Here is a 19,505-nt window from a genome sequence, read left to right as displayed (position 1 = left end):
AAATGAAAATGCAAAAAAACTGGTGGCTCGGTTTTCTTGGATTCATTGGAGTTTATAAAATTCCAGGCATGATAGAGGCTTTTCAAGCAGATGGAAGTTGGATGAAGTTAATCGGTTTTATTTGGCTACTTTGGTTCGGATATTTTATTCCAGAGAGGAAAGAAGATTAAATTTTAATTTTCTGTAAAGTTATGTAAAATATAGATTAAGAGTATTCGTATATTAGATTACTAGATTTGGAGTGGTTACATGGATCCATTGAAAAATGAAATTAACCCTGACATGGTCAAAGTGTGGAAAATTCGTGCTGTAATTGAAGAAGGGATCGGTATACTCGTCATTTTAGCTTACCTTTTCCTCATGATAAAGTTTGATTGGTGGGCGTGGATTTTGTATGTGATGATTGGGCTAACAGTTGTGTTCGCGCCATTTTCGTACTTCTTATTCCCGAAACTACGTCAACGTTATTACAGCTACCAACTAAATGAAGAAGAACTTGAAATTCAGCATGGTCTTTTCGTCGTAAAGCGCGTATTAGTACCGATGATTCGTGTGCAGCACGTTACGATTGAACAAGGACCAATTATGAGAAAATACGGATTAGCAGAATTACACATTTCAACAGCAGCAACTTCTCACAGCATTCCAGGCTTAACGATGTATGAAGCAGAAATGTTGAAAACGAAAATCGCAGAATTAGCGAAAGTGAGTGATGAGGATGTATAAGAGGCAGCATCCAATCACGATGTTATTAGAATTGAAAATAACAGATTTTATACCACTCATTATTTTCATGTTTAGCTTAAACGGAAAATTCCCGTTTTGGTATTTAATTCCCGCAGCATTTGGTTTACTCACCGTTTTTTCAGCATTTGAAAAATGGTATTACACAACATATTGGGTTGAAAATAACGTATTACATGTGAAAAAAGGTCTCTTCGTGAAAAAGGAGAGCTACTTAAATAAAGAACGTGTTCAAACGATTAATACAAGTTCTAACGTACTATATCAAATGCTCGGTTTGAAAAAAATTCAGATTGAAACAGCTGGTGGGGGCGATGAAGCAGAAGTTAGCTTAGCTGGTATTACGGCAGAAGAAGCGGCGGAGCTTATTGCTTTGCTAAATGAGCCAACTCCAGAAGTGAAAGCAGAAGGAACGTTAGACGAAGCAACAGAAAATGTAGTAGAAAAAGCAATTGTTACAGAGGAAAAACAAACGACAGAATATAAATTAACTTGGAAAGAGATTTTATTAGCATCTGTTACATCTGGTCAATTTGGACTATTATTCTCTTTAATCTTTTTCGTTTATCACCAAGTAGATGAGTACATTCCGAAATGGATAGAGAATGGCGTAAAGTCGTATGTAATGGAACATGATATATATGGCTGGATTTTCATGGTAGCCATTTTACTCGTTCTTTCTTGGATTATATCTACAATCGGTTACGCGTTAAAACATGGCGATTTCACAGTGAATCGAAGAAATGACGAAGTTCGCATTTCACAAGGATTACTTGAGAAAAAAGAGCTCGTACTAAAATTGCATCGTATTCAAGGTATTACGATAAAAGAAAGTATTTTACGCCAACCATTCGGTTATTGTGCTGTGCAAGTAGAAGTCATTCAAAGTAAAGGAATGAGTGACGAAAAAGAAAAGGTTACACTGCACCCAATCATTCGAAAAGATCGAGTACAACAGTTACTCGCCCATTTACAATTACCATACGAACTGAATGCAAACATTATTGCATTACCAAAAGCAGCATTACGCCGCTATCTCATTGATAGTTTCATTTTCTTCGCAATGCTAGCAATCCCGTTTATTGGAATAAGTATATACTCTGAAAAGCACTTCATCATGTGGGCATTAATTCCGCTCGCAATCCTTATCTTTACACTTGGATACGCAACATTTAAAACAAATGGTTACAGTGTTAACGGAGAACAAATTACACTTGTCTATCGTAGCGTCGGAAAATACACAGGACTTATTAGAAGAAGACACGTCCAATCAATGGAGAAGACACAATCATATTTCCAGCGCCGCGCGGATTTATGTACGTATAAGTTTTCTAGTGCATCATCTAGTTATAAAATAGAGCATACGAGAGTAGAAGACGCGGAGAGAATGCAGGATTGGTATAAGAAGAGAATGAGGGAGGAATAATTTGAGAAAGCTTGCCTATTATGAAGGGCAGGCTTTTTTTGTTATAAGGAAATGAGTGGTTTAAGTGATAGAGCAGTACAACTACAGCACACATGTATTAATATGTATGAAAAAAGGTAATATTCTTCTATTTTAGAGGAATCTGTGGAATTTTTGATATAAATGGTATACTAAAATATAAATAGTATTAGGAGGTTATATATGATAAGTCAGTTGAAAAGAGAAGCACTTGATGCATTAAAAGGAAGATGGGGATTAGCGGTAGGGGCAACTTTATTAATTGGAATCCTTATTGGAGCTGTTGAAATGCTAACCACAGGTATTTTTTCGATATTTTGGGGTTGGGAAGAAGCAAGTGATTCACTCACAGTAAGTATTATTGTAATGCTTGTTATTGGTCCATTAACAATAGGTGCCTATTATCTTGTTTTAAATGCAATTCGTAGGACTGATGCTCGCATTGGTCATATATTTAGATGGTTTAGCGATGGAAGTAAGTTGATGAAGTCGTTTTTAACATATTTACTAATGTATGTATACTTGACTCTATGGACATTACTTCTTATTATTCCAGGTATTATTAAATCATTTTCTTATTCTATGACATATTTTATTTTGAATGATCATCCAGAATATACAGCGAATCAAGCGATTACTGAGAGTCGTCATATGATGAATGGACATAAAATGGATTACTTTTTACTATGCTTAAGTTTCTTAGGCTGGTTCATATTAAGTATTCTTACTATAGGAATCGGTTTCTTATGGTTAGTACCTTATTTCTACTCGACATCGGCAGCATTTTATGAAGAGATTTCAAAAGAATATTATAAAAAAGAGAGCACTACTTTCTAATAAAACATATAAACTATCTACCCTAAAGAATGTAGGGAGCAGATAGCAGATGGTTTAGGTGTTTTGATATTTGTCCTATTTTCGGGATTCACTTCAGGATAAGGTATAGATTTTTATATAGAAATGCTTCCCTCTATGTTTTATCATAGAGGGTTATTTTTTTATGTAAAAATGATAGGAAATAATGAATAATATATGTAAAGAAAAAAGCGAGGTGAATGAGAGTGAGCAAATTTTTAATACCGTATTCATTTTCTATATTAAGTTTCTTTATTTCAGCAACAGCACTTGATTTATATGATAGGATGGGAAACGATAGTGAGCTGGTTTCGCCGAACATAATTGGAAAGATAATTCAATCTACTGCGCAAATGGGAGTCCTTACATTGTATTTCGGAGTACCTATTATTTTAGGTGGCTGTCTACTTGGTGAGCTATTGTTTAGAGGTATCATTTTACGATTTAAACTAAGCTATATTATATCTTTATTATTATATCTATTTTTAGCTTTTAGTATTGTTTTCGTAACGGTAGGCATTCCAACTACATATGAAGATTCTAATACATTTTTCATAGGGATAACTATGATTTGTGCTGTTACATTCTTTGTGAGTCGGAATATATGGGAAAACAAGTTAATAATGGAGTGACAAAATGAAATACACCTGTCCATGTTGCGGATATAAAGTTTCACTTTATTGGATCAGTTAGAAAACCGACTAGTGAAGATGTGAAGGATGCTAGTTGGCCGCGAATTTGTTAAGTAAAATGTTATTACTCGATTCGATGGGAGTAATAACATTTTTTATTTAATGCTGAAAGAATTACTGCCGTCTTATAAAGTAATAAGAAGGACTACATCGGTAAATTTTATTGATGGATATATTAGGAATGAATACAAAAGTATAGATGTATAGTCGACTTTGTGTATTTAATGTTATCATATTGAATGATATGGAAATTTTTAATAGAATAAGTAACTAAAAATTCAAAGGTAATGAAGCTTTTGTTGTATAAAGAAAATACTTAGTAGTAATCAACAATATTAAAAATAAGATTCGTATTTATATAAATTTAGTAGAAATGGGGTTTTAAAAAGGAATGAGTATCAGCATAACGCGGCAAAAGATTTTGGCGGCCGCTTCTCAAATTGTGCAATGTAAAGGGGTTGCTAAATTAACCTTAGAAGCAGTGGCAAAAGAGGCGGGTGTAAGTAAAGGTGGATTATTGTATCACTTTGCAAATAAAGAAGCTTTAATAGAAGGTATGATAGTCAGAGGGATAGAGGATTATGAGGGCGCTATTTACAATAAAGTAGCGGAAGACTCAGAGAGGAAAGGGAGATGGGTTCGCTCTTTTGTAGAGGAAAGATTAAGTAATGAGAGAAGAACAGAAGAGTTGTCTAGTAGTATGATGGCAGCATTCATGTTAAAACCTGAATTACTTGAGCCATTACAACAATCATTTCAGCAACTGCAAAAGAATATAGAAAACGATGAGATAGATTCAGTTTGTGCAACAATTATTAGATTAGCAGCAGATGGATTATGGTATTCGGAATATTTAGGGGTTGGCAGACTAAGCCCCGAGTTAAGAGAAAAAGTGATTCAAGCTCTTATTGATAATTCATATAAATAGAATATACGAACTATATAATACGAAAACAATTCACCATTACTTATTTAATGTAGTGGTGAATTGTTTTTTTTATTAGAAAAATAGAACAATTTTATAGAGTATTGAATTATAACCGTCCAGACGGTATAGTAATATTTGGTTTAAGAGGAAAATGAAACAAAAAAAGAATAAAAGATATTTTTAGCACACTATTCGAAAGGATAGGCCGCAAAGCTTAGAGTCTACGGTAATACATATTGGTTACTAAGATCGTCTGGTTGCACATTTTTGATGCAACCGGACGGTCTTTTTTTGTTATATAAATATAAAAAAATAGGAGGGAACTATGCAAATGAAAAGTACTAAAAGGCATATTTCAATGGTTTCATTAGTTTTTCTAGTATTATTTTCAGTGCTGAATGTGTGGGCTCCAGTTATTCAAGCTGCTGTGATGAAAAGTCCAGTGGACGAAATTAATATTTCCCGTACTGATGGCACGACATCTGAACCGTATCAAGCCTCAGATGGTATGAAAGTAGAAGTGAAGTGGTCAGCTAAAGAAAAAATAAAAAGTGGAGATCAATTCACAATTGATATGCCAAAAGAGTTTCGAAAAGACCTTATGAATATGAGTTTTCCTTTAAAAGATGCTGAAGGAAAAACAGTTGGTACATGTGAGATGAAAAAGGGTCTATTAACGTGTACTATGGGTGATTACGTAGAAGGAAAGAATAACATTAAAGGCTCTTTATTCGTAGAATTCTACTTTGGTCTAGAAGCATATGATGGTGTTAAAGAAATTCCATTAGAATTTAACGTTGATGGTCAAATCGTCAATAAAGAAGTAAGTGTAAATAATACGACAGAGAGACCGAAGCCACAGCCCAATACGGAAAATTTATTGAAATGGGGTTCTTATAATCAAGAAGATCCTTCAATTGCTGATTGGCTTGTATACGTAAATGCAACTGGAACAGAAATGCAAGATCTTAAATTAACAGATACATTAGGACCTGGGCATGAGTTAATTACAGACAGCGTAGTATTAGAAGAGGCTGTATTTGAAGATGGTTATGCACCAACAAATATTAAGCCAGCAGATTTATCTAACATTAAAATAAATGCAACGAAGACTGGATTTACAATTGAGTTTCCAGACAGTTCAAAAGGTTATATTTTAAGATATAAAACAAAGGTTACAAATCCTGCTGCAAAGCCTCATAAAAATACTGTGAAATTAGAAGGTAAAAATATTAAAACTGAAGAAAAAGTAGGACAAGTATTTGTAAGTGGTGGAGGAGGATCCGGTTCAGGTGACAATAATCCACCTAGCATTGAAAAAAATATAGTTGATGAGAATGGCAAGCTTGTAGAGAATGAGCAGTTAACACAAATGGATCAAGTTATTCAATACCAAGTTGGTACACATATACCGAACGATCCTCCTAAATACACATCTATGGTAATTAGTGATGATTTAGAAGATGTTTTAGAAGTATTAGAGGCAAAAGTGTATGATCAAAATGGCCAAGATATTACTTCTAAAGGAACGTTAAATATAGATAAACAAAGAAGTGAAGTAACATTTACGTTTGGTGAGAGTTTTGACTATAAGTCATATGAAGACCAGATAATCAATCTCAGTATCAAGGCGAAAATAAAAAATAATGCAGACTTATCTTCTTACGTAGATAAGAAGATTCCTAATAAAGCGGAATTGCATTTTGATGATAAAACATTAACATCAAAAGAAGTAACTATTACGCCGCCTGAAGCTCCAAAAGATGGTACAGTACTGATTCATAAAACAGATTCTGAGAATCCGAATAAAGGGTTAAAAGGTGCCGAATTTGAAGTTCGAAATAGTGCAAATGAAGTTGTTGCAAAACTAAAAACGGACGAAAAAGGTTTTTCAGTACCTCAAACTTTAGCTCCTGGGACGTATAAAGTTTATGAAACAGTAGCACCAGAAGGATATCAAAAATTAACAAGCCCAGTAGAGGTTACACTTCAAGCTGGAGAAACAAAAACAATTGAAATTAAAAATACTATGCAAAAGGGTCAAATTGAAGTAAAGAAAATTGATTCGGAAAATGGTGAAAAACCATTGGAAAATGCAGAGTTTGATATAGTAAAAGACGGTGTAGTAGTCGAACATATTGTTACAGATAAAGATGGTAAGGCAATCTCTAAACCGTTAGCACCAGGAAAATATATTTTAAAAGAAACAAAAGCACCTGAAGGCTACCAATTAAAAGAAACAGAGTTGGAAGTAAATGTAACAGGGGACGGCATATTCCCAATACAAGTGGAAAATGCAATGGTAGACAAAGGGAATATAGAAATTACAAAAGTGGACAAAGAAAACGGGGCAGTATTAGCCGGTGTCGAATTTGAAGTCCAAGATGAGAAAGATGGCGTAGTAAGAAAAGTAGTAACAGATAAAGATGGAAAAGCAAACGTTTCAGATCTATCAGTAGGAAAGTACAAATTAGTAGAGACGAAAAGCTTACCAGGTTACAAAAATCTAGCAGAACCAGTACTATTTGAAATTACAAAAGGTATGACAAAAGCTTTATCAATAAAAGTAGAAAATGAGCAGTTAGACAAAGGCTCAGTAGAAATTACAAAAATAGATAAAGATAGTCAAAAAGTATTAGAAGGCGTAGTCTTCGAAGTGCAAGATGAGCAAGGAAAAGTAGTAACAGAAGTAAAAACAGATAAAGATGGTAAAGCAAAAATCTCAGATTTATCAGTAGGAAAGTACAAATTAGTAGAGACGAAAAGTTTACCTGGCTACAAAAAGCTAACAGAACCAGTATCATTCGAAATTACAAAAGGTATGACAACAGTCCTATCATTGAAAGTAGAAAATGAACAGTTAGATAAAGGTTCAGTAGAAATTACAAAAGTAGATAAAGACAACAAAAAAGCATTAAAAGGCGTAGTCTTTGAAGTGCAAGATGAAGCTGGAACAGTAGTAAAGGAAGTAAAAACAGATAAAGATGGTAAAGCAAAAATCTCAGATCTATCAGTAGGAAAGTACAAATTAGTAGAGAAAGAAAGTTTACCAGGCTATAAGAAACTAACAGATCCAGTATTATTTGAAATCAAAAAAGGCATGACTGAAGTTCTATCATTAAAAATAGAAAATGAAATGGTAGATACGGGAAATGTAGAGATAACAAAGATAGATAAAGATAATAAAGCACCGTTAGCGGGAGTAACATTCATCGTCCAAGATGAAAAGGGTAATGAAGTTACAAAAGTAACGACAGATAAAGATGGAAAAGCAAATGTTTCAGATTTACCTGTAGGAAAGTATGAATTAGTAGAGGTAGAAAGTTTACCTGGTTATAAAAAGCTAGAAAAACCAGTATCATTTGAAATCAAAAAAGGCATGACCGAGGTTCTATCATTAAAAGTAGAAAATGAAATGGTGGATACAGGGAATGTAGAGATAACAAAAATAGATAAAGATAGTAAAGCTCCATTAGAAAATGTTGTATTTGAAGTACGTGATTCAAAAGGAAAAGTAGTTACGAAAGTAACGACGGATAAAGAAGGAAAAGCAAACGTTTCAGATTTACCTATTGGGAAGTATGAGTTGGTGGAAGTAGAAACACCGGCAGGATACAAACCACTAGAAAAGCCAATTTCATTCGACATTGAAAAGGGTAGAGTAACAGCATTAAAGCTAACAGTAGAAAATGAATTAGTAGATACAGGAAATGTAGAAATTACAAAAGTAGATAAAGAAAATAAAGATGTTTTAGCTGATGCAGTCTTTGAAATTCAAGATGAAGCAGGACAAGTAGTCGCTAAAATAACGACAGATAAAAAAGGACAAGCACAAGTTACTAATTTATCAGTCGGCACATACAAGTTAGTAGAAGTAAAAGCACCAAAAGGATATAAACAATTAGTAGATTCGATTATTTTCCAAATTGAAAAAGGCATGACAAAATCTCTTGCTTTAACAGTAGAAAACGAAATGTTAGACAAGGGAAATGTAGAAATTACAAAGGTAGATAAAGATAGTCAAAAATTATTAGAAGGCGTAGTCTTCGAAGTTCAAGACGACAAAGGCAAAGTAGTAACAGAAGTAACGACAGATAAAGAAGGAAAAGCAACAATTTCAGATTTATCAGTAGGAAAGTATAAATTAGTAGAAAAAGAAAGCTTACCAGGTTACAAAAAATTAACAGAACCAGTATTATTCGAAATCAAAAAAGGTATGACGAAAGTTTTATCATTGAAAGTAGAGAACGAACTGTTAGATAAAGGTTCAGTAGAGATTACAAAAGTAGACAAAGAAAGTGGCGCGTTATTAGAAGGCGTAACATTCGAAGTGCAAGATGAAAAAGGCAAAGTAGTAACGAAAGTAAAAACAGATAAAGATGGAAAAGCAACAATTTCAGATTTATCAGTAGGAAAATATAAGCTAGTAGAAGTAGAAAGCTTACCAGGATATAAAAAACTAGCGAAGCCAGTATCATTCGAAATCAAAAAAGGTATGATAGAAGTCTTATCATTAAAAGTAGAGAATGAACAGTTAGATAAAGGCTCAGTAGAAATTACAAAAGTGGACAAAGAAAGTGGCGCGTTATTAGAAGGCGTAACATTCGAAGTGCAAGATGAAAAAGGCAAAGTAGTAACGAAAGTAACAACAGATAAAGAAGGAAAAGCGAAAATTTCAAATCTATCTGTAGGAAATTACAAACTAGTAGAAGTAGAAAGCTTACCAGGCTACAAAAAGCTAACAGAGCCAGTATCATTCGAAATTAAAAAGGGTATGACAGAAGTCTTATCATTAAAAGTAGAGAATGAACTAGTAGATAAAGGTTCAGTAGAAATTACAAAAGTAGATAAAGATAGTAAAAAAGTATTAGAAGATGTAGTCTTCGAAGTGCAAGATGAAAAAGGCAAAGTAGTAACGGAAGTAAAAACAGATAAAAATGGTAAAGCAAAAATCTCAGACTTATCTGTAGGAAAGTACAAATTAGTAGAGAAAGAAAGCTTACCAGGTTACAAACAATTAACAGAACCAGTATCGTTTGAAATCAAAAAAGGAATGACAGAAGTTCTATCATTAAAAATAGAAAATGAAATGGTAGATACGGGAAATGTAGAAATTACAAAAATAGATAAAGATAATAAGGCACCGTTAGCAGGGGTAGTCTTTGAAGTTCAAGACGACAAAGGCAAGGTAGTAACGAAAGTAACGACAGATAAAGCTGGAAAAGCAACAGTTTCAGATTTATCAGTAGGAAAGTACAAGCTAGTAGAAGTAGATAGTTTACCAGGCTACAAAAAATTAGAAAAGCCTGTACCATTTGAAATTACAAAAGGTATGACAAAATCTTTAACGTTCACTGTAGAAAATGAAATGGTAGATACGGGGAATGTAGAAATCACAAAAATAGATAAAGACAGTAAAGCACCATTAGAAAATGTTGTATTTGAAGTACGTGACTCAAAAGGAAAAGTAGTTGCGAAAGTAACGACAGATAAAGAAGGAACAGCAACAGTTTCAGATTTATCTATTGGAAAGTATGAGTTAGTAGAAGTAGAAACACCGGTAGGATACAAACCACTAGAAAAGCCAGTTTCATTCGAAATTGAAAAAGGTAGAGTTACAGCATTACAATTGACTGTAGAAAATGAATTAGTGGATGTAGGAAATGTAGAAATTACAAAAGTAGATAAAGAAAATAAAGATGCTTTAGCTGATGCAGTATTTGAGATTCAAGATGCAGCAGGACAAGTAGTCGCTAAAATAACGACAGATAAAAAAGGACAAGCACAAGTCACTAATTTATCAGTTGGCACATACAAGTTAGTAGAAGTAAAAGCACCAAAAGGATATAAACAATTAGTAGATCCAATTACTTTCCAAATTGAAAAGGGTATGACAAAATCTCTTGCTTTAACAGTAGAAAATGAAATGTTAGACAAGGGAAATGTAGAAGTAACAAAAGTAGATAAAGATAGCCAAAAAGCATTAGAAGCCGTAGTCTTCGAAGTACAAGATGAGCAAGGCAAAATAGTAACTGAAATAACGACAGATAAAGAAGGAAAAGCAAACGTTTCAGATCTATCAGTAGGAAAATACAAATTAGTAGAGACGAAGAGCTTACCAGGTTATAAGAAGTTAACGGAACCAGTATCATTCGAAATTAAAAAAGGTATGACGAAAGTCTTATCATTGAAAGTAGAGAATGAACAGTTAGACAAAGGTTCAGTGGAGATTACAAAAATGGCTGCTGAAAGCAAGGAAGTCTTATCAGGAGCTGTGTTTGAAGTTCATGATGAAGCGGGCAAAGTAGTAGTGAAAGTAACAACAGATAAAGATGGAAAGGCAAAAATCGCAGATTTATCTGTAGGTAACTACACACTAGTAGAAGTAGAAGCACCAAAAGGATATGAAAAATTAACTAATCCAATTCCATTTGAAATTACAAATGGAATGATAAATGCAGTTCAATTAGAAGTATTAAACAAATTGAATCATTTAGCACCACCAGATCCAGAAACACCAGATCCAGAAAAGCCTGGAACACCAGATCCAGAGAAACCTGGAACACCAGATCCAGAGAAACCTGGAACACCAGATCCAGAGAAACCTGGAACACCAGATCCAGAGAAACCTGGAACACCGAATCCAGAAAAACCTGGAACACCAGGTCCAGAAAAGCCTGGAACACCGGGTCCAGAAAAACCGGAAAAAGAATTACCAAAGACAGGGCAGAAAATGCCTGTGGAACCATATATGGGAGCACTTCTTGTAATGATGAGTTTTGGATTACTCGTATTAGGTAGAAAACAGCAGAGATAATAAAAGTGAAAAGGTATCCTCAAAGTATTTGAGGATACCTTTTTTAACATAAAAAAAGGCATCTAGCAAAAGAACTAGATGCAAATAAAAACACTTGGGAAGACAAAATTCTTCCCGTTTCCCGTATGTAATTATATCAAAAAAATTATAAAAAACTAGTTATATTTAAAATATAATTTTAAAAAAAGTTATATACATAAATAATTGCAATACTCGCAGTTTTCTCTTTCTGAAAAATACATTTCTTTAATTTTGAATATTAAGACTAATGTTGAAAAATCTTCAGATAATTAGAAAAAATAACCAAGAGGATATATAATATTGCTTAAGAAATAGTTTTAATGGATTACATATATTTCATTTGGTGTATTAATTGAATATCATAATTTTTAATTTTATTAAGCAAGAATCTCGGTTACTTATTGCATTTCTAACATAGGGTGAGAAAGAAAAATACAATAGTGTGGAGGTTTTTATAATGACGTTTGTTCTTAGTAAAATGAGTGGCTTTAGCATAGAAGAAAAGGTACATGAATTTGAATCTAAGGGATTCCTTGAAATCTCAAATGAAATCTTTTTACAAGAGGAAGAGAATCATCGTTTATTAACACAAGCACAGTTAGATTATTATAATTTGGAAGATGATGCGTACGGTGAATGCCGTGCTAGATCTTATTCAAGGTATATAAAGTATGTTGATTCACCAGATTATATTTTAGATAATAGTAATGATTACTTCCAATCTAAAGAATATAACTATGATGATGGCGGTAAAGTTAGACAGTTCCATAGCATAAATGATAGTTTTTTATATAATCCTTTAATTCAAAATATCGTGCGTTTCGATACTGAATTTGCATTTAAAACAAATATAATAGATACAAGTAAAGATTTAATTATAGGTTTACATCAAGTAAGATATAAAGCTACTAAAGAAAGACCATCTTTTAGTTCACCTATTTGGTTACATAAAGATGATGAACCAGTAGTGTTTTTACACCTTATGAATTTAAGTAATACAGCTATTGGCGGAGATAATTTAATAGCTAATTCTCCAAGGGAAATTAATCAGTTTATAAGTTTGAAGGAGCCTTTAGAAACTTTAGTATTTGGACAAAAGGTTTTCCATGCCGTAACTCCACTTGGAACAGAATGTAGTACTGAAGCTTTTCGTGATATTTTATTAGTAACATTTTCTTATAAGGAGACAAAATGAGAGAGAATAAAATAATTATGATTTCTGGAGCCAATAGCGGTATAGGTCATGCTTGTATAAAATACTTTTTAGAAAAATCCTTTCATGTAATAGCTCTTGATATTAATAATAATAACTTAATAGATTATATGAAAACAGATATGCCTTTGAAAGTAGTGCAAATTGATTTAAGTAATAGTGAAGCGATTCATAATCTTTTTACTCAATTAGATTTAGAAAAGCTTTCTCCTGATATATTAATAAATGCTGCTGGTATTCGAGAGATAACACCTGTTTTAAATTTATCCGATGACATGTTTAAAAAAGTAATTGATGTAAATTTAGTAGCCCCATTTATACTTTCTAGGGAAGTAGCGAAGCGATGGTGTGAATCGAAAATAAAAGGTTGTATTGTGAATATAGCATCGGTTTCTGGATTAATGGCTGAACCAGAGCGAGCTGCTTATGTGGCATCAAAGCATGCCTTAATCGGATTGACTAAACAGATGGCTATGGAATTTGGGAAGCAAAATATAAGGGTAAATAGCATTTCTCCCGGTATTATTAGAACTGAACTTACAGAAGAATACTTTAGTAATAAAGCATTGATGTCTATGATAAAAAGCAATCAATCTTTAGATACTTGGGGATTGCCGCAGGATATTGTTTCATGTATTGAGTACTTGATTTCTGATCAGGCCCGCTTTATTACTGGTTCTAATTTTGTAATTGATGGTGGTTGGACTGCTGGGAAAAACTTGTAGTTGAGTGTTTTTGAGGAAAAGCACCTGTCCTTTTTTAGGCTGGTGTTTTTCTCACTATAAACAGATTTTTTTATTGGAGGGGGATTAATTTGTTTCAAAAAAGTTTTAAGCAAGAGAAAACGGTACCGGCCTTAAAGATGATAGCATCAATGGTTATCTTTGGATCAGTTGGATTTTTTTCTGTTCAAACAAACTTACCTTCGTTTGAATTAGTGTTTGTAAGGTGTATTTTTGCGACAATATTTTTAAGTGTATGCTGGTTGCTTACAGGGCAATATAAACAAGATAAATGGGAACGAAAAGAAGTTATTCAAGTTTTAATATGTGGGTTTTTCTTAGTATTTAATTGGGTTTTCTTATTTAAAGCCTTTGAAAATATGTCAGTTACAATTGCTATCTCAGTTTATCATCTTGCACCAGTAATTGTATTGTTAATTGGAAGTATCGTCTTTAAAGAAAAATTAACATTAATATCTATCATTTCAATAGTTGTGTGTTTTGTGGGAGCTTTATTAATTGCTGGTATCGATGGAAGCTTCTCTGTAGGCTCATTAATGTCTTCAGGTATGATATGGGGATTTCTTGCAGCTCTCTTTTATGCATTTACAACTTTATTTGGTAAAGGGATTAACAAAATGAGTGCGTATGCAATGACATTTTTACAAACATTCTTGGGGATATTTCTTTTAATACCATTTATAGATTTAGATGCTTTTAGTGGCCTCACTCAAAGTAATTGGACATATATTATAGCTACTGGTTTTATTCACACAGGGATAGTGTATTATCTGTTTTTTGATAGTTTACGCCATTTGTCTACAAAAACAATCTCAATATTAGTTTTTTTAGATCCGGCAGTGGCAATATTATTAGATACTGTACTTACTGGATTCCGTCCAACTTTAATGCAAATAACAGGAATTCTATTTATTTTTATTGGCATGACTTTAACATTAAAAAAATCTAAAGATAAAAAACTGAGCCAAAAAGAAAAGCGAATTGAAAGCGATGCTAGTATATCTCAACAATAATGAAATATATTGTGTATAAAACGATAAACCTTGCATGAATCATGCAGGGTTTATTTGGTCTAATATAATTCATATTTATAATATATGTTTTTTAACATGCTTTTGATTCACTTATATTTATTTGACTATAAATTTACAAAAATGTATATAAAACCTTATTTTTTGATAATATATAAGTAATAAATTCATAGAATTGGAGTGATGAGATGCAGCCGTTAGAAAGGGAGATTCATTCTAATATGCTGAAAGTGTGGAGGATTCACGCTTTAATTGGGGCGGCAGTTATACTAACAGTCGTAATTGCATATTTCTTTTTCATGATTAACTTTAACTGGTGGGGGTGGTTGTTTGGACTATTAGTAACAGGAGCCATTACATTTATTCCACTTGATTATTTTGTGTTTCCAAATTTACGTCAGCGCTATTATAGTTACAGATTAAATGAAGAAGAGATTGAGATTCAAAAGGGAATGTTTGTTGTAGAACGCGTACTTATTCCGATGATCCGTGTGCAGCACGTAACGATTGAGCAAGGGCCGATTATGAGAAAGTATAATTTTAGCAGAATTACACATTTCAACAGCCGCAACTTCTCATAGTATCCCAGGTTTAACGAAAGAAGAAGCAGAACAGCTGAAAAGACAAATTGGAGAACTTGCGAAAGTGAGTGATGAGGATGTATAAGAGGCAACATCCGATCACGATATTGTTAGGTATTAGGGTTGCGAGTTTGTTGCCACTTATTATTCTTGTTTTATTTAAACCTGATGAACAAGTGGAACCTTGGTATTTATTTTATCTTTTCCTTCTGGTTGTTTTATTCATCATGGCTATTTTTTCAGCAATTAAATGGTATTTTAAAGTGTACTGGATTGAGAATAATATGTTACATGTAAAGCACGGTGTTTTTGTAAAGAAGGAAAGCTATTTAAATAAAGAGCGTGTACAAAATATTAGTACGTCTTCTAACTTCATTTATCAAATGCTCGGACTCATGAAGTTAAATATAGAAGTAGCCGGTGGTGGTAATGAACCAGAAGTGATGTTGGCTGGTATTAAAGAAGACGAGGCAAAACATTTAATCTCTGTATTACATAAGAAAGAAACTACTGTAAAAGAAGAAATAGAAGAGGAAGAAAGCAAGACGGTTTATCAGTTAACAGCGAAAGAGGTTTTAGCCGCAGCGATTACATCTGGTCGGTTCGGACTAGTGTTCTCTGGACTAGTACTTCTTTACACAAAGTTTGATTTTGTTCTTCCTGAAGGATTCACAAGTAAAGTAGAAGCGTATGTGATGGGAAACGGTGTTTATAAACTAATTGTAATTGCATTAATTTTAATGGCAATTTCATGGATTATTTCCACGGCTGGATATGTGTTGAAATATGCAAACTTTAAAATTGGGCGAAAAGGGGAAGAGATTCGTATCGTTCAAGGATTATTTGAAAAGAAAGAGTTTGTCTTAAAATTGCACCGCATTCAAGCGATTACTGTAAAAGAAGGTATGCTTCGCCAGCCGTTTGGCTATTGTGCTGTTGAAGTGGAAGCAATTCAAAGTATTGGAGCAGCAAGTAACGAAGTAATGTTGCATCCATTTATGAAGAAAAAAGATGTACAGCACCTGCTCACATATTTAGAGTTACCTTATGAAATTGAAGCGGAGATCGTTCACTTACCAAAAACAGCGTTGCGTCGTTATTTCATTATGGGCTGGTTAATAAGTATCATACTCACAGTTCTAATTGCCAGCGTGAGTATATATTTTAAACAATATATTGCGTTGTTTGTTATTTTACCGTTATTTATCGTGTTTTCGTTACTTGCGTATGCTAGATATAAAAGTGGTGGTTATGAATTAAGAGAAAATCAACTAACGGTTGTATATCGTAATTTTTCGAAATATACAGGAATAATGCGAAGAAGACATGTTCAAGCAGTAGGTTATAATCAATCGTATTTTCAAAGAAAAGATGAATTATGTACAACTCTTGTAGCGGTAGCCGGGCGCGGTTATGAAGTAAAGCATATGAGAAAAAAAGATTCGCTTCGTATATATAATTGGTACAAAGAAAAAGGAAACACCGATGTGTAGTGGTGTTTCCTTTTTGTTATTAAATGGATACCTTTAGTCGAATCGTTGATATATTTCAAGATGTGATAGATATATTCGAAAAAATCGTTGATATATTCAAAGATGTGATAGATATATTCGAAAAATCGTTAATATAATTTCACGTACTGCTAGTGTTGTATTACTTTTTAATTAAACTAACACATCAAAAGTAGTCACGAACGACGGACGAGAGAAAATACTCTTTTGCTGTTCGGCATGTGGATGCGCCTGTGCCTGTGCTTGTCCTTCTGCTTGTGCAGGACGTTTTTTATGAGCGTTTTCGAATGAACGTGATTCTGTCCAATCTTTAAAGTTTTGCTCCGTTTCCCACATCGTTAAGATGACATATGTATCGTTACTTAATGGGCGTAGAACACGGATCGCTTGGAATCCTGGTTCGTTTTCAATAAGGCCTGCACGGTTTTTAAAACGGTTTTCAAATACTGGGCGACCTTCGTCTGTTACAGAAATATTGTTACAAACGATATAGCCAGGTTGTCCTTTAAATTCACCGACAGCATCTAGTACGTCATACTGAAGTGAGCCTTCTACAGATTCTTCTGTATTTTCTTTATAAAACATATTTTTCTCATCATTTTTTGCAGTGAAATGTGCTTGTTCTAGAGGTGTTTCGTATGAAATAATAGCCTTCATTTTAATGCCCCCTTAATAGTTTGTTTCTATTATATCAACTCTCTTAAAAAACTTCGAAGATTATATACATAAAGATACTTCTTTTTCAAATAATAAATGTACCATCATTTGGAAAGAAGGCCGATGTATGAAGAAAGTAAAGTGGACTTTATTAGGTGGCGTCGCAACGTTTATAGTAGCGATTGTACTCTATAAACTTATCGTGTTAGCTGGTGGCTATATGATGGATGAAAAGCAGCTCGTTTTCCACTCTTCATCACGTATCGTTGACCAGAAAGGGAAAGAAATTACGAAATTATACGTAGAAAATAGGGAGCTCGTACCGATCGAGCAAATTCCGAAGTATGTGCAGCAGGCGTTTGTTGCGGTGGAAGATTCTCGTTTTTATGAGCATCAAGGAATTGATTATCCGTCTATATTCCGTGCTCTTTATAAAGATACGTTAGCTGGAGAAAAGCTAGAGGGCGGTAGTACCATTACGCAGCAACTCGCTAAAAATGTCTTTTTAACTCGTGAAAAAACATTTACGCGCAAATTGAAGGAAGTTGCAATTTCTCTTCAATTAGAGCAAAAATATACGAAGCAACAAATTCTTGAAATGTATATGAATCATATTTATTTTGGTCATGGGGCTTACGGTATTCAAGCAGCAGCAAAGCTGTATTTTAATAAAAATGTTGAGGATTTAACAGTAGAGGAAGGGGCAATGCTTGCAGGCCTTCCGAAGTCACCAAACGGATATTCACCGTACTATTCTGCAGAGAAGAGTAAGGAACGCCGCGATCTAGTATTGTCACTTATGCATAAACAAGGCTATTTGACTGCCGAAGATAGCGTACGTTATCAAGGAAAGACGATTGCTTTATATAAAAACTTAGACGAAAATGAGCTCGCATATATGCCGTATATTGATATGGTCATAGATGAAGCAGCTCGTTTATACGGATTGTCTCATCAAGAAGTACTTCGCGGAGGATATACGTTTGTCGTACCTATGGATGAAAAAATTCAAAAGGTAGCGTATAACCAGTTTCAAGATGCAAGGAATTTTCCTGGGAAAGAAGAAGGGGCACAAGGTGCATTTTTATTAATGGATAATCATACGGGAGGGATTAAAGCGGCGATTGGGGGAAGAAAGTACGTCCCGAGAGGATTTAATCGTGTTTTTGCCAAAAGGCAGCCCGGATCTGTTTTAAAACCACTTATCGTTTATGCACCAGCACTAGAAACGAAAAAGTATAATCCGTATTCTTTATTAACGAATGAAAGAAATTCTTTTGAAGGGTATGAACCTCGAAATTATAATCATGAGTATTCAAAAGAAATGACGATGTATGATGCGATTTTAGAGTCGGCAAACGTACCGGCAGTTTCTTTATTAAATGAGTTAGGGGTAGAAGAAGGAAAGCAATATTTAGAAAAAGGAAATGTCCATATTGCAGATGCTGGTTTAAGTACAGCGCTTGGCGGATTGAAAAATGGCGTTTCAACATTTGATCTTGTAAAAATGTATCGTTCATTTTTAGCAAATGGAAATATTATCGAGCCGCACGTTATTGATAAAGTATTAAATAGACACGGTGCAGTCATTGGGGAATCACCGAAAGTAGAGACGAAAATTTTTTCGAAACAGACGGCATGGTATATGACGAAAATGTTAGAAGGAGTTGTGAAGGAGGGGACAGCGAGAGCAGGTGTATATAACGGTGCGCTAGCTGGAAAAACGGGTACAACTTCATTGCCAAATGACGATAAGGGAGCAAGAGATATGTGGTTCGTCGGCTATACACCGAACTTAGTAGGCGCTGTTTGGATTGGTTATGACCGTACGGATAAGGAACATCAGTTGCAAGGAGAAAGTGCATCTGCGACAAAATTGTTTAAGAAAATTTTAACGAAGGCTAATGTAGAACATAAAGAGAAGTTTATGAAGCCTGAAGGTGTGGAAACAATCGGTGCTCCGATTCGGCTGCGCAAAATTGAAGATGTAAAAATGAAACTATCATTTAGCCCTTTCGGTTTATTTAAAGCAAAATTAAGTTGGACGCCACTTCCAGATAACAGAATTATGTACCGAATCTATAGAGTGGAGAACGGAATTCATACGCATGTTAGCACTGTAAATGGTGCTGGAGAATATGAGGAAAAGTTCGTTAACATATTTTCAAAACCGAGCTTTTACGTTGTACCATATAATTCACAAACGAATCGCGAAGGAGAAAAGTCAAAAGTAGCTAAACCATAGTTTTTCTCTGTGTTATAATAAGA

General features: G+C 33.9%; 13 protein-coding genes, 1 pseudogene and 1 riboswitch. Of the genes and pseudogenes, 13 read left to right on the top strand and 1 reads right to left on the bottom strand.

Annotated elements, in window-relative coordinates; translation table 11 throughout:
- The first annotated feature begins 2 nt into the window (after window positions 1-2).
- From ACLBXA_RS12410 to ACLBXA_RS12355, 12 genes and pseudogenes are all read left to right on the top strand, one after another.
- Window positions 3-170 (top strand): hypothetical protein, encoded by a 168-nt coding sequence (locus ACLBXA_RS12410; RefSeq protein ID WP_000783816.1) that lies wholly within the window; start codon window positions 3-5, stop codon window positions 168-170.
- A 79-nt stretch (window positions 171-249) separates the two neighbouring features.
- Window positions 250-726: a PH domain-containing protein gene (locus ACLBXA_RS12405; RefSeq protein ID WP_000371368.1), complete on the top strand. Its 477-nt coding sequence runs from the start codon at window positions 250-252 to the stop codon at window positions 724-726.
- Entirely contained in the window at window positions 719-2,170 is a 1,452-nt protein-coding gene (locus tag ACLBXA_RS12400) for a PH domain-containing protein (RefSeq protein ID WP_044783523.1), read from the top strand. The genes ACLBXA_RS12405 and ACLBXA_RS12400 overlap by 8 nt, the downstream gene beginning before the upstream one ends.
- 201 nt (window positions 2,171-2,371) lie before the next feature.
- Window positions 2,372-3,025 carry a DUF975 family protein gene (locus ACLBXA_RS12395; protein ID WP_000625404.1) on the top strand — a complete coding sequence of 218 codons (654 nt, stop codon included), beginning with the start codon at window positions 2,372-2,374 and terminating at the stop codon, window positions 3,023-3,025.
- 224 nt (window positions 3,026-3,249) lie between these two features.
- The gene (locus ACLBXA_RS12390; RefSeq protein WP_002083032.1) at window positions 3,250-3,675 is read left to right on the top strand and encodes a hypothetical protein; all 426 of its coding nucleotides are present in this window, start codon (window positions 3,250-3,252) and stop codon (window positions 3,673-3,675) included.
- Between the two features lie 451 nt (window positions 3,676-4,126).
- Complete coding sequence (locus tag ACLBXA_RS12385; RefSeq protein ID WP_000028014.1) at window positions 4,127-4,663, top strand: TetR/AcrR family transcriptional regulator; 537 nt, start codon at window positions 4,127-4,129, stop codon at window positions 4,661-4,663.
- Between the two features lie 172 nt (window positions 4,664-4,835).
- A riboswitch (cyclic di-GMP riboswitch) is annotated at window positions 4,836-4,928 on the top strand.
- A 60-nt stretch (window positions 4,929-4,988) separates the two neighbouring features.
- A complete protein-coding gene (locus tag ACLBXA_RS12380) occupies window positions 4,989-11,480 on the top strand; it encodes a SpaA isopeptide-forming pilin-related protein (RefSeq protein ID WP_447617233.1) in 6,492 nt (2,163 codons plus the stop codon).
- A 478-nt stretch (window positions 11,481-11,958) separates the two neighbouring features.
- Window positions 11,959-12,696 carry a 2OG-Fe dioxygenase family protein gene (locus tag ACLBXA_RS12375; RefSeq protein WP_000144818.1) on the top strand — a complete coding sequence of 246 codons (738 nt, stop codon included), beginning with the start codon at window positions 11,959-11,961 and terminating at the stop codon, window positions 12,694-12,696.
- Complete coding sequence (locus tag ACLBXA_RS12370) at window positions 12,693-13,439, top strand: SDR family NAD(P)-dependent oxidoreductase (protein ID WP_141403426.1); 747 nt, start codon at window positions 12,693-12,695, stop codon at window positions 13,437-13,439. Before ACLBXA_RS12375 ends, ACLBXA_RS12370 begins: the two co-directional genes overlap by 4 nt.
- Window positions 13,440-13,528: 89 nt before the next feature.
- Window positions 13,529-14,470, top strand: coding sequence for a DMT family transporter (locus tag ACLBXA_RS12365; protein ID WP_000486852.1), 942 nt, complete (start codon window positions 13,529-13,531; stop codon window positions 14,468-14,470).
- A 206-nt stretch (window positions 14,471-14,676) separates the two neighbouring features.
- Window positions 14,677-15,154 (top strand): annotated as a pseudogene (locus tag ACLBXA_RS12360) (PH domain-containing protein).
- Entirely contained in the window at window positions 15,147-16,562 is a 1,416-nt protein-coding gene (locus ACLBXA_RS12355; protein WP_000278153.1) for a PH domain-containing protein, read from the top strand. Before ACLBXA_RS12360 ends, ACLBXA_RS12355 begins: the two are co-directional and overlap by 8 nt.
- Before the next feature lie 171 nt (window positions 16,563-16,733).
- Here the strand turns inward: ACLBXA_RS12355 and hmoB are convergent, their stop codons facing one another.
- On the bottom strand, window positions 16,734-17,237 hold the full coding sequence (hmoB, locus tag ACLBXA_RS12350) for a heme-degrading monooxygenase HmoB (RefSeq protein WP_079245157.1): 504 nt from the start codon (window positions 17,235-17,237) through the stop codon (window positions 16,734-16,736).
- Between the two features lie 127 nt (window positions 17,238-17,364).
- Between hmoB and ACLBXA_RS12345 the strand changes: the two genes are divergently transcribed.
- A complete protein-coding gene (locus ACLBXA_RS12345) occupies window positions 17,365-19,482 on the top strand; it encodes a transglycosylase domain-containing protein (RefSeq protein ID WP_042597272.1) in 2,118 nt (705 codons plus the stop codon).
- The last annotated feature ends 23 nt before the right edge of the window (window positions 19,483-19,505 follow it).

The sequence above is a fragment of the Bacillus sp. D48C genome, from assembly GCF_053345735.1.
The sequence above is the reverse complement of the archived record's forward strand: the minus strand, read 5'-3'. Positions and strand labels throughout refer to the sequence as shown.

Coding starts and splice junctions, on each gene's coding strand:
- ACLBXA_RS12410 (WP_000783816.1), top strand. CDS start 3: ATGAAAATGCAAAAAAACTGGTGGCTCGGTTTTCTTGGATTCATTGGA.
- ACLBXA_RS12405 (WP_000371368.1), top strand. CDS start 250: ATGGATCCATTGAAAAATGAAATTAACCCTGACATGGTCAAAGTGTGG.
- ACLBXA_RS12400 (WP_044783523.1), top strand. CDS start 719: ATGTATAAGAGGCAGCATCCAATCACGATGTTATTAGAATTGAAAATA.
- ACLBXA_RS12395 (WP_000625404.1), top strand. CDS start 2,372: ATGATAAGTCAGTTGAAAAGAGAAGCACTTGATGCATTAAAAGGAAGA.
- ACLBXA_RS12385 (WP_000028014.1), top strand. CDS start 4,127: ATGAGTATCAGCATAACGCGGCAAAAGATTTTGGCGGCCGCTTCTCAA.
- ACLBXA_RS12380 (WP_447617233.1), top strand. CDS start 4,989: ATGCAAATGAAAAGTACTAAAAGGCATATTTCAATGGTTTCATTAGTT.
- ACLBXA_RS12375 (WP_000144818.1), top strand. CDS start 11,959: ATGACGTTTGTTCTTAGTAAAATGAGTGGCTTTAGCATAGAAGAAAAG.
- ACLBXA_RS12370 (WP_141403426.1), top strand. CDS start 12,693: ATGAGAGAGAATAAAATAATTATGATTTCTGGAGCCAATAGCGGTATA.
- ACLBXA_RS12355 (WP_000278153.1), top strand. CDS start 15,147: ATGTATAAGAGGCAACATCCGATCACGATATTGTTAGGTATTAGGGTT.
- hmoB (WP_079245157.1), bottom strand. CDS start 17,237: ATGAAGGCTATTATTTCATACGAAACACCTCTAGAACAAGCACATTTC.
- ACLBXA_RS12345 (WP_042597272.1), top strand. CDS start 17,365: ATGAAGAAAGTAAAGTGGACTTTATTAGGTGGCGTCGCAACGTTTATA.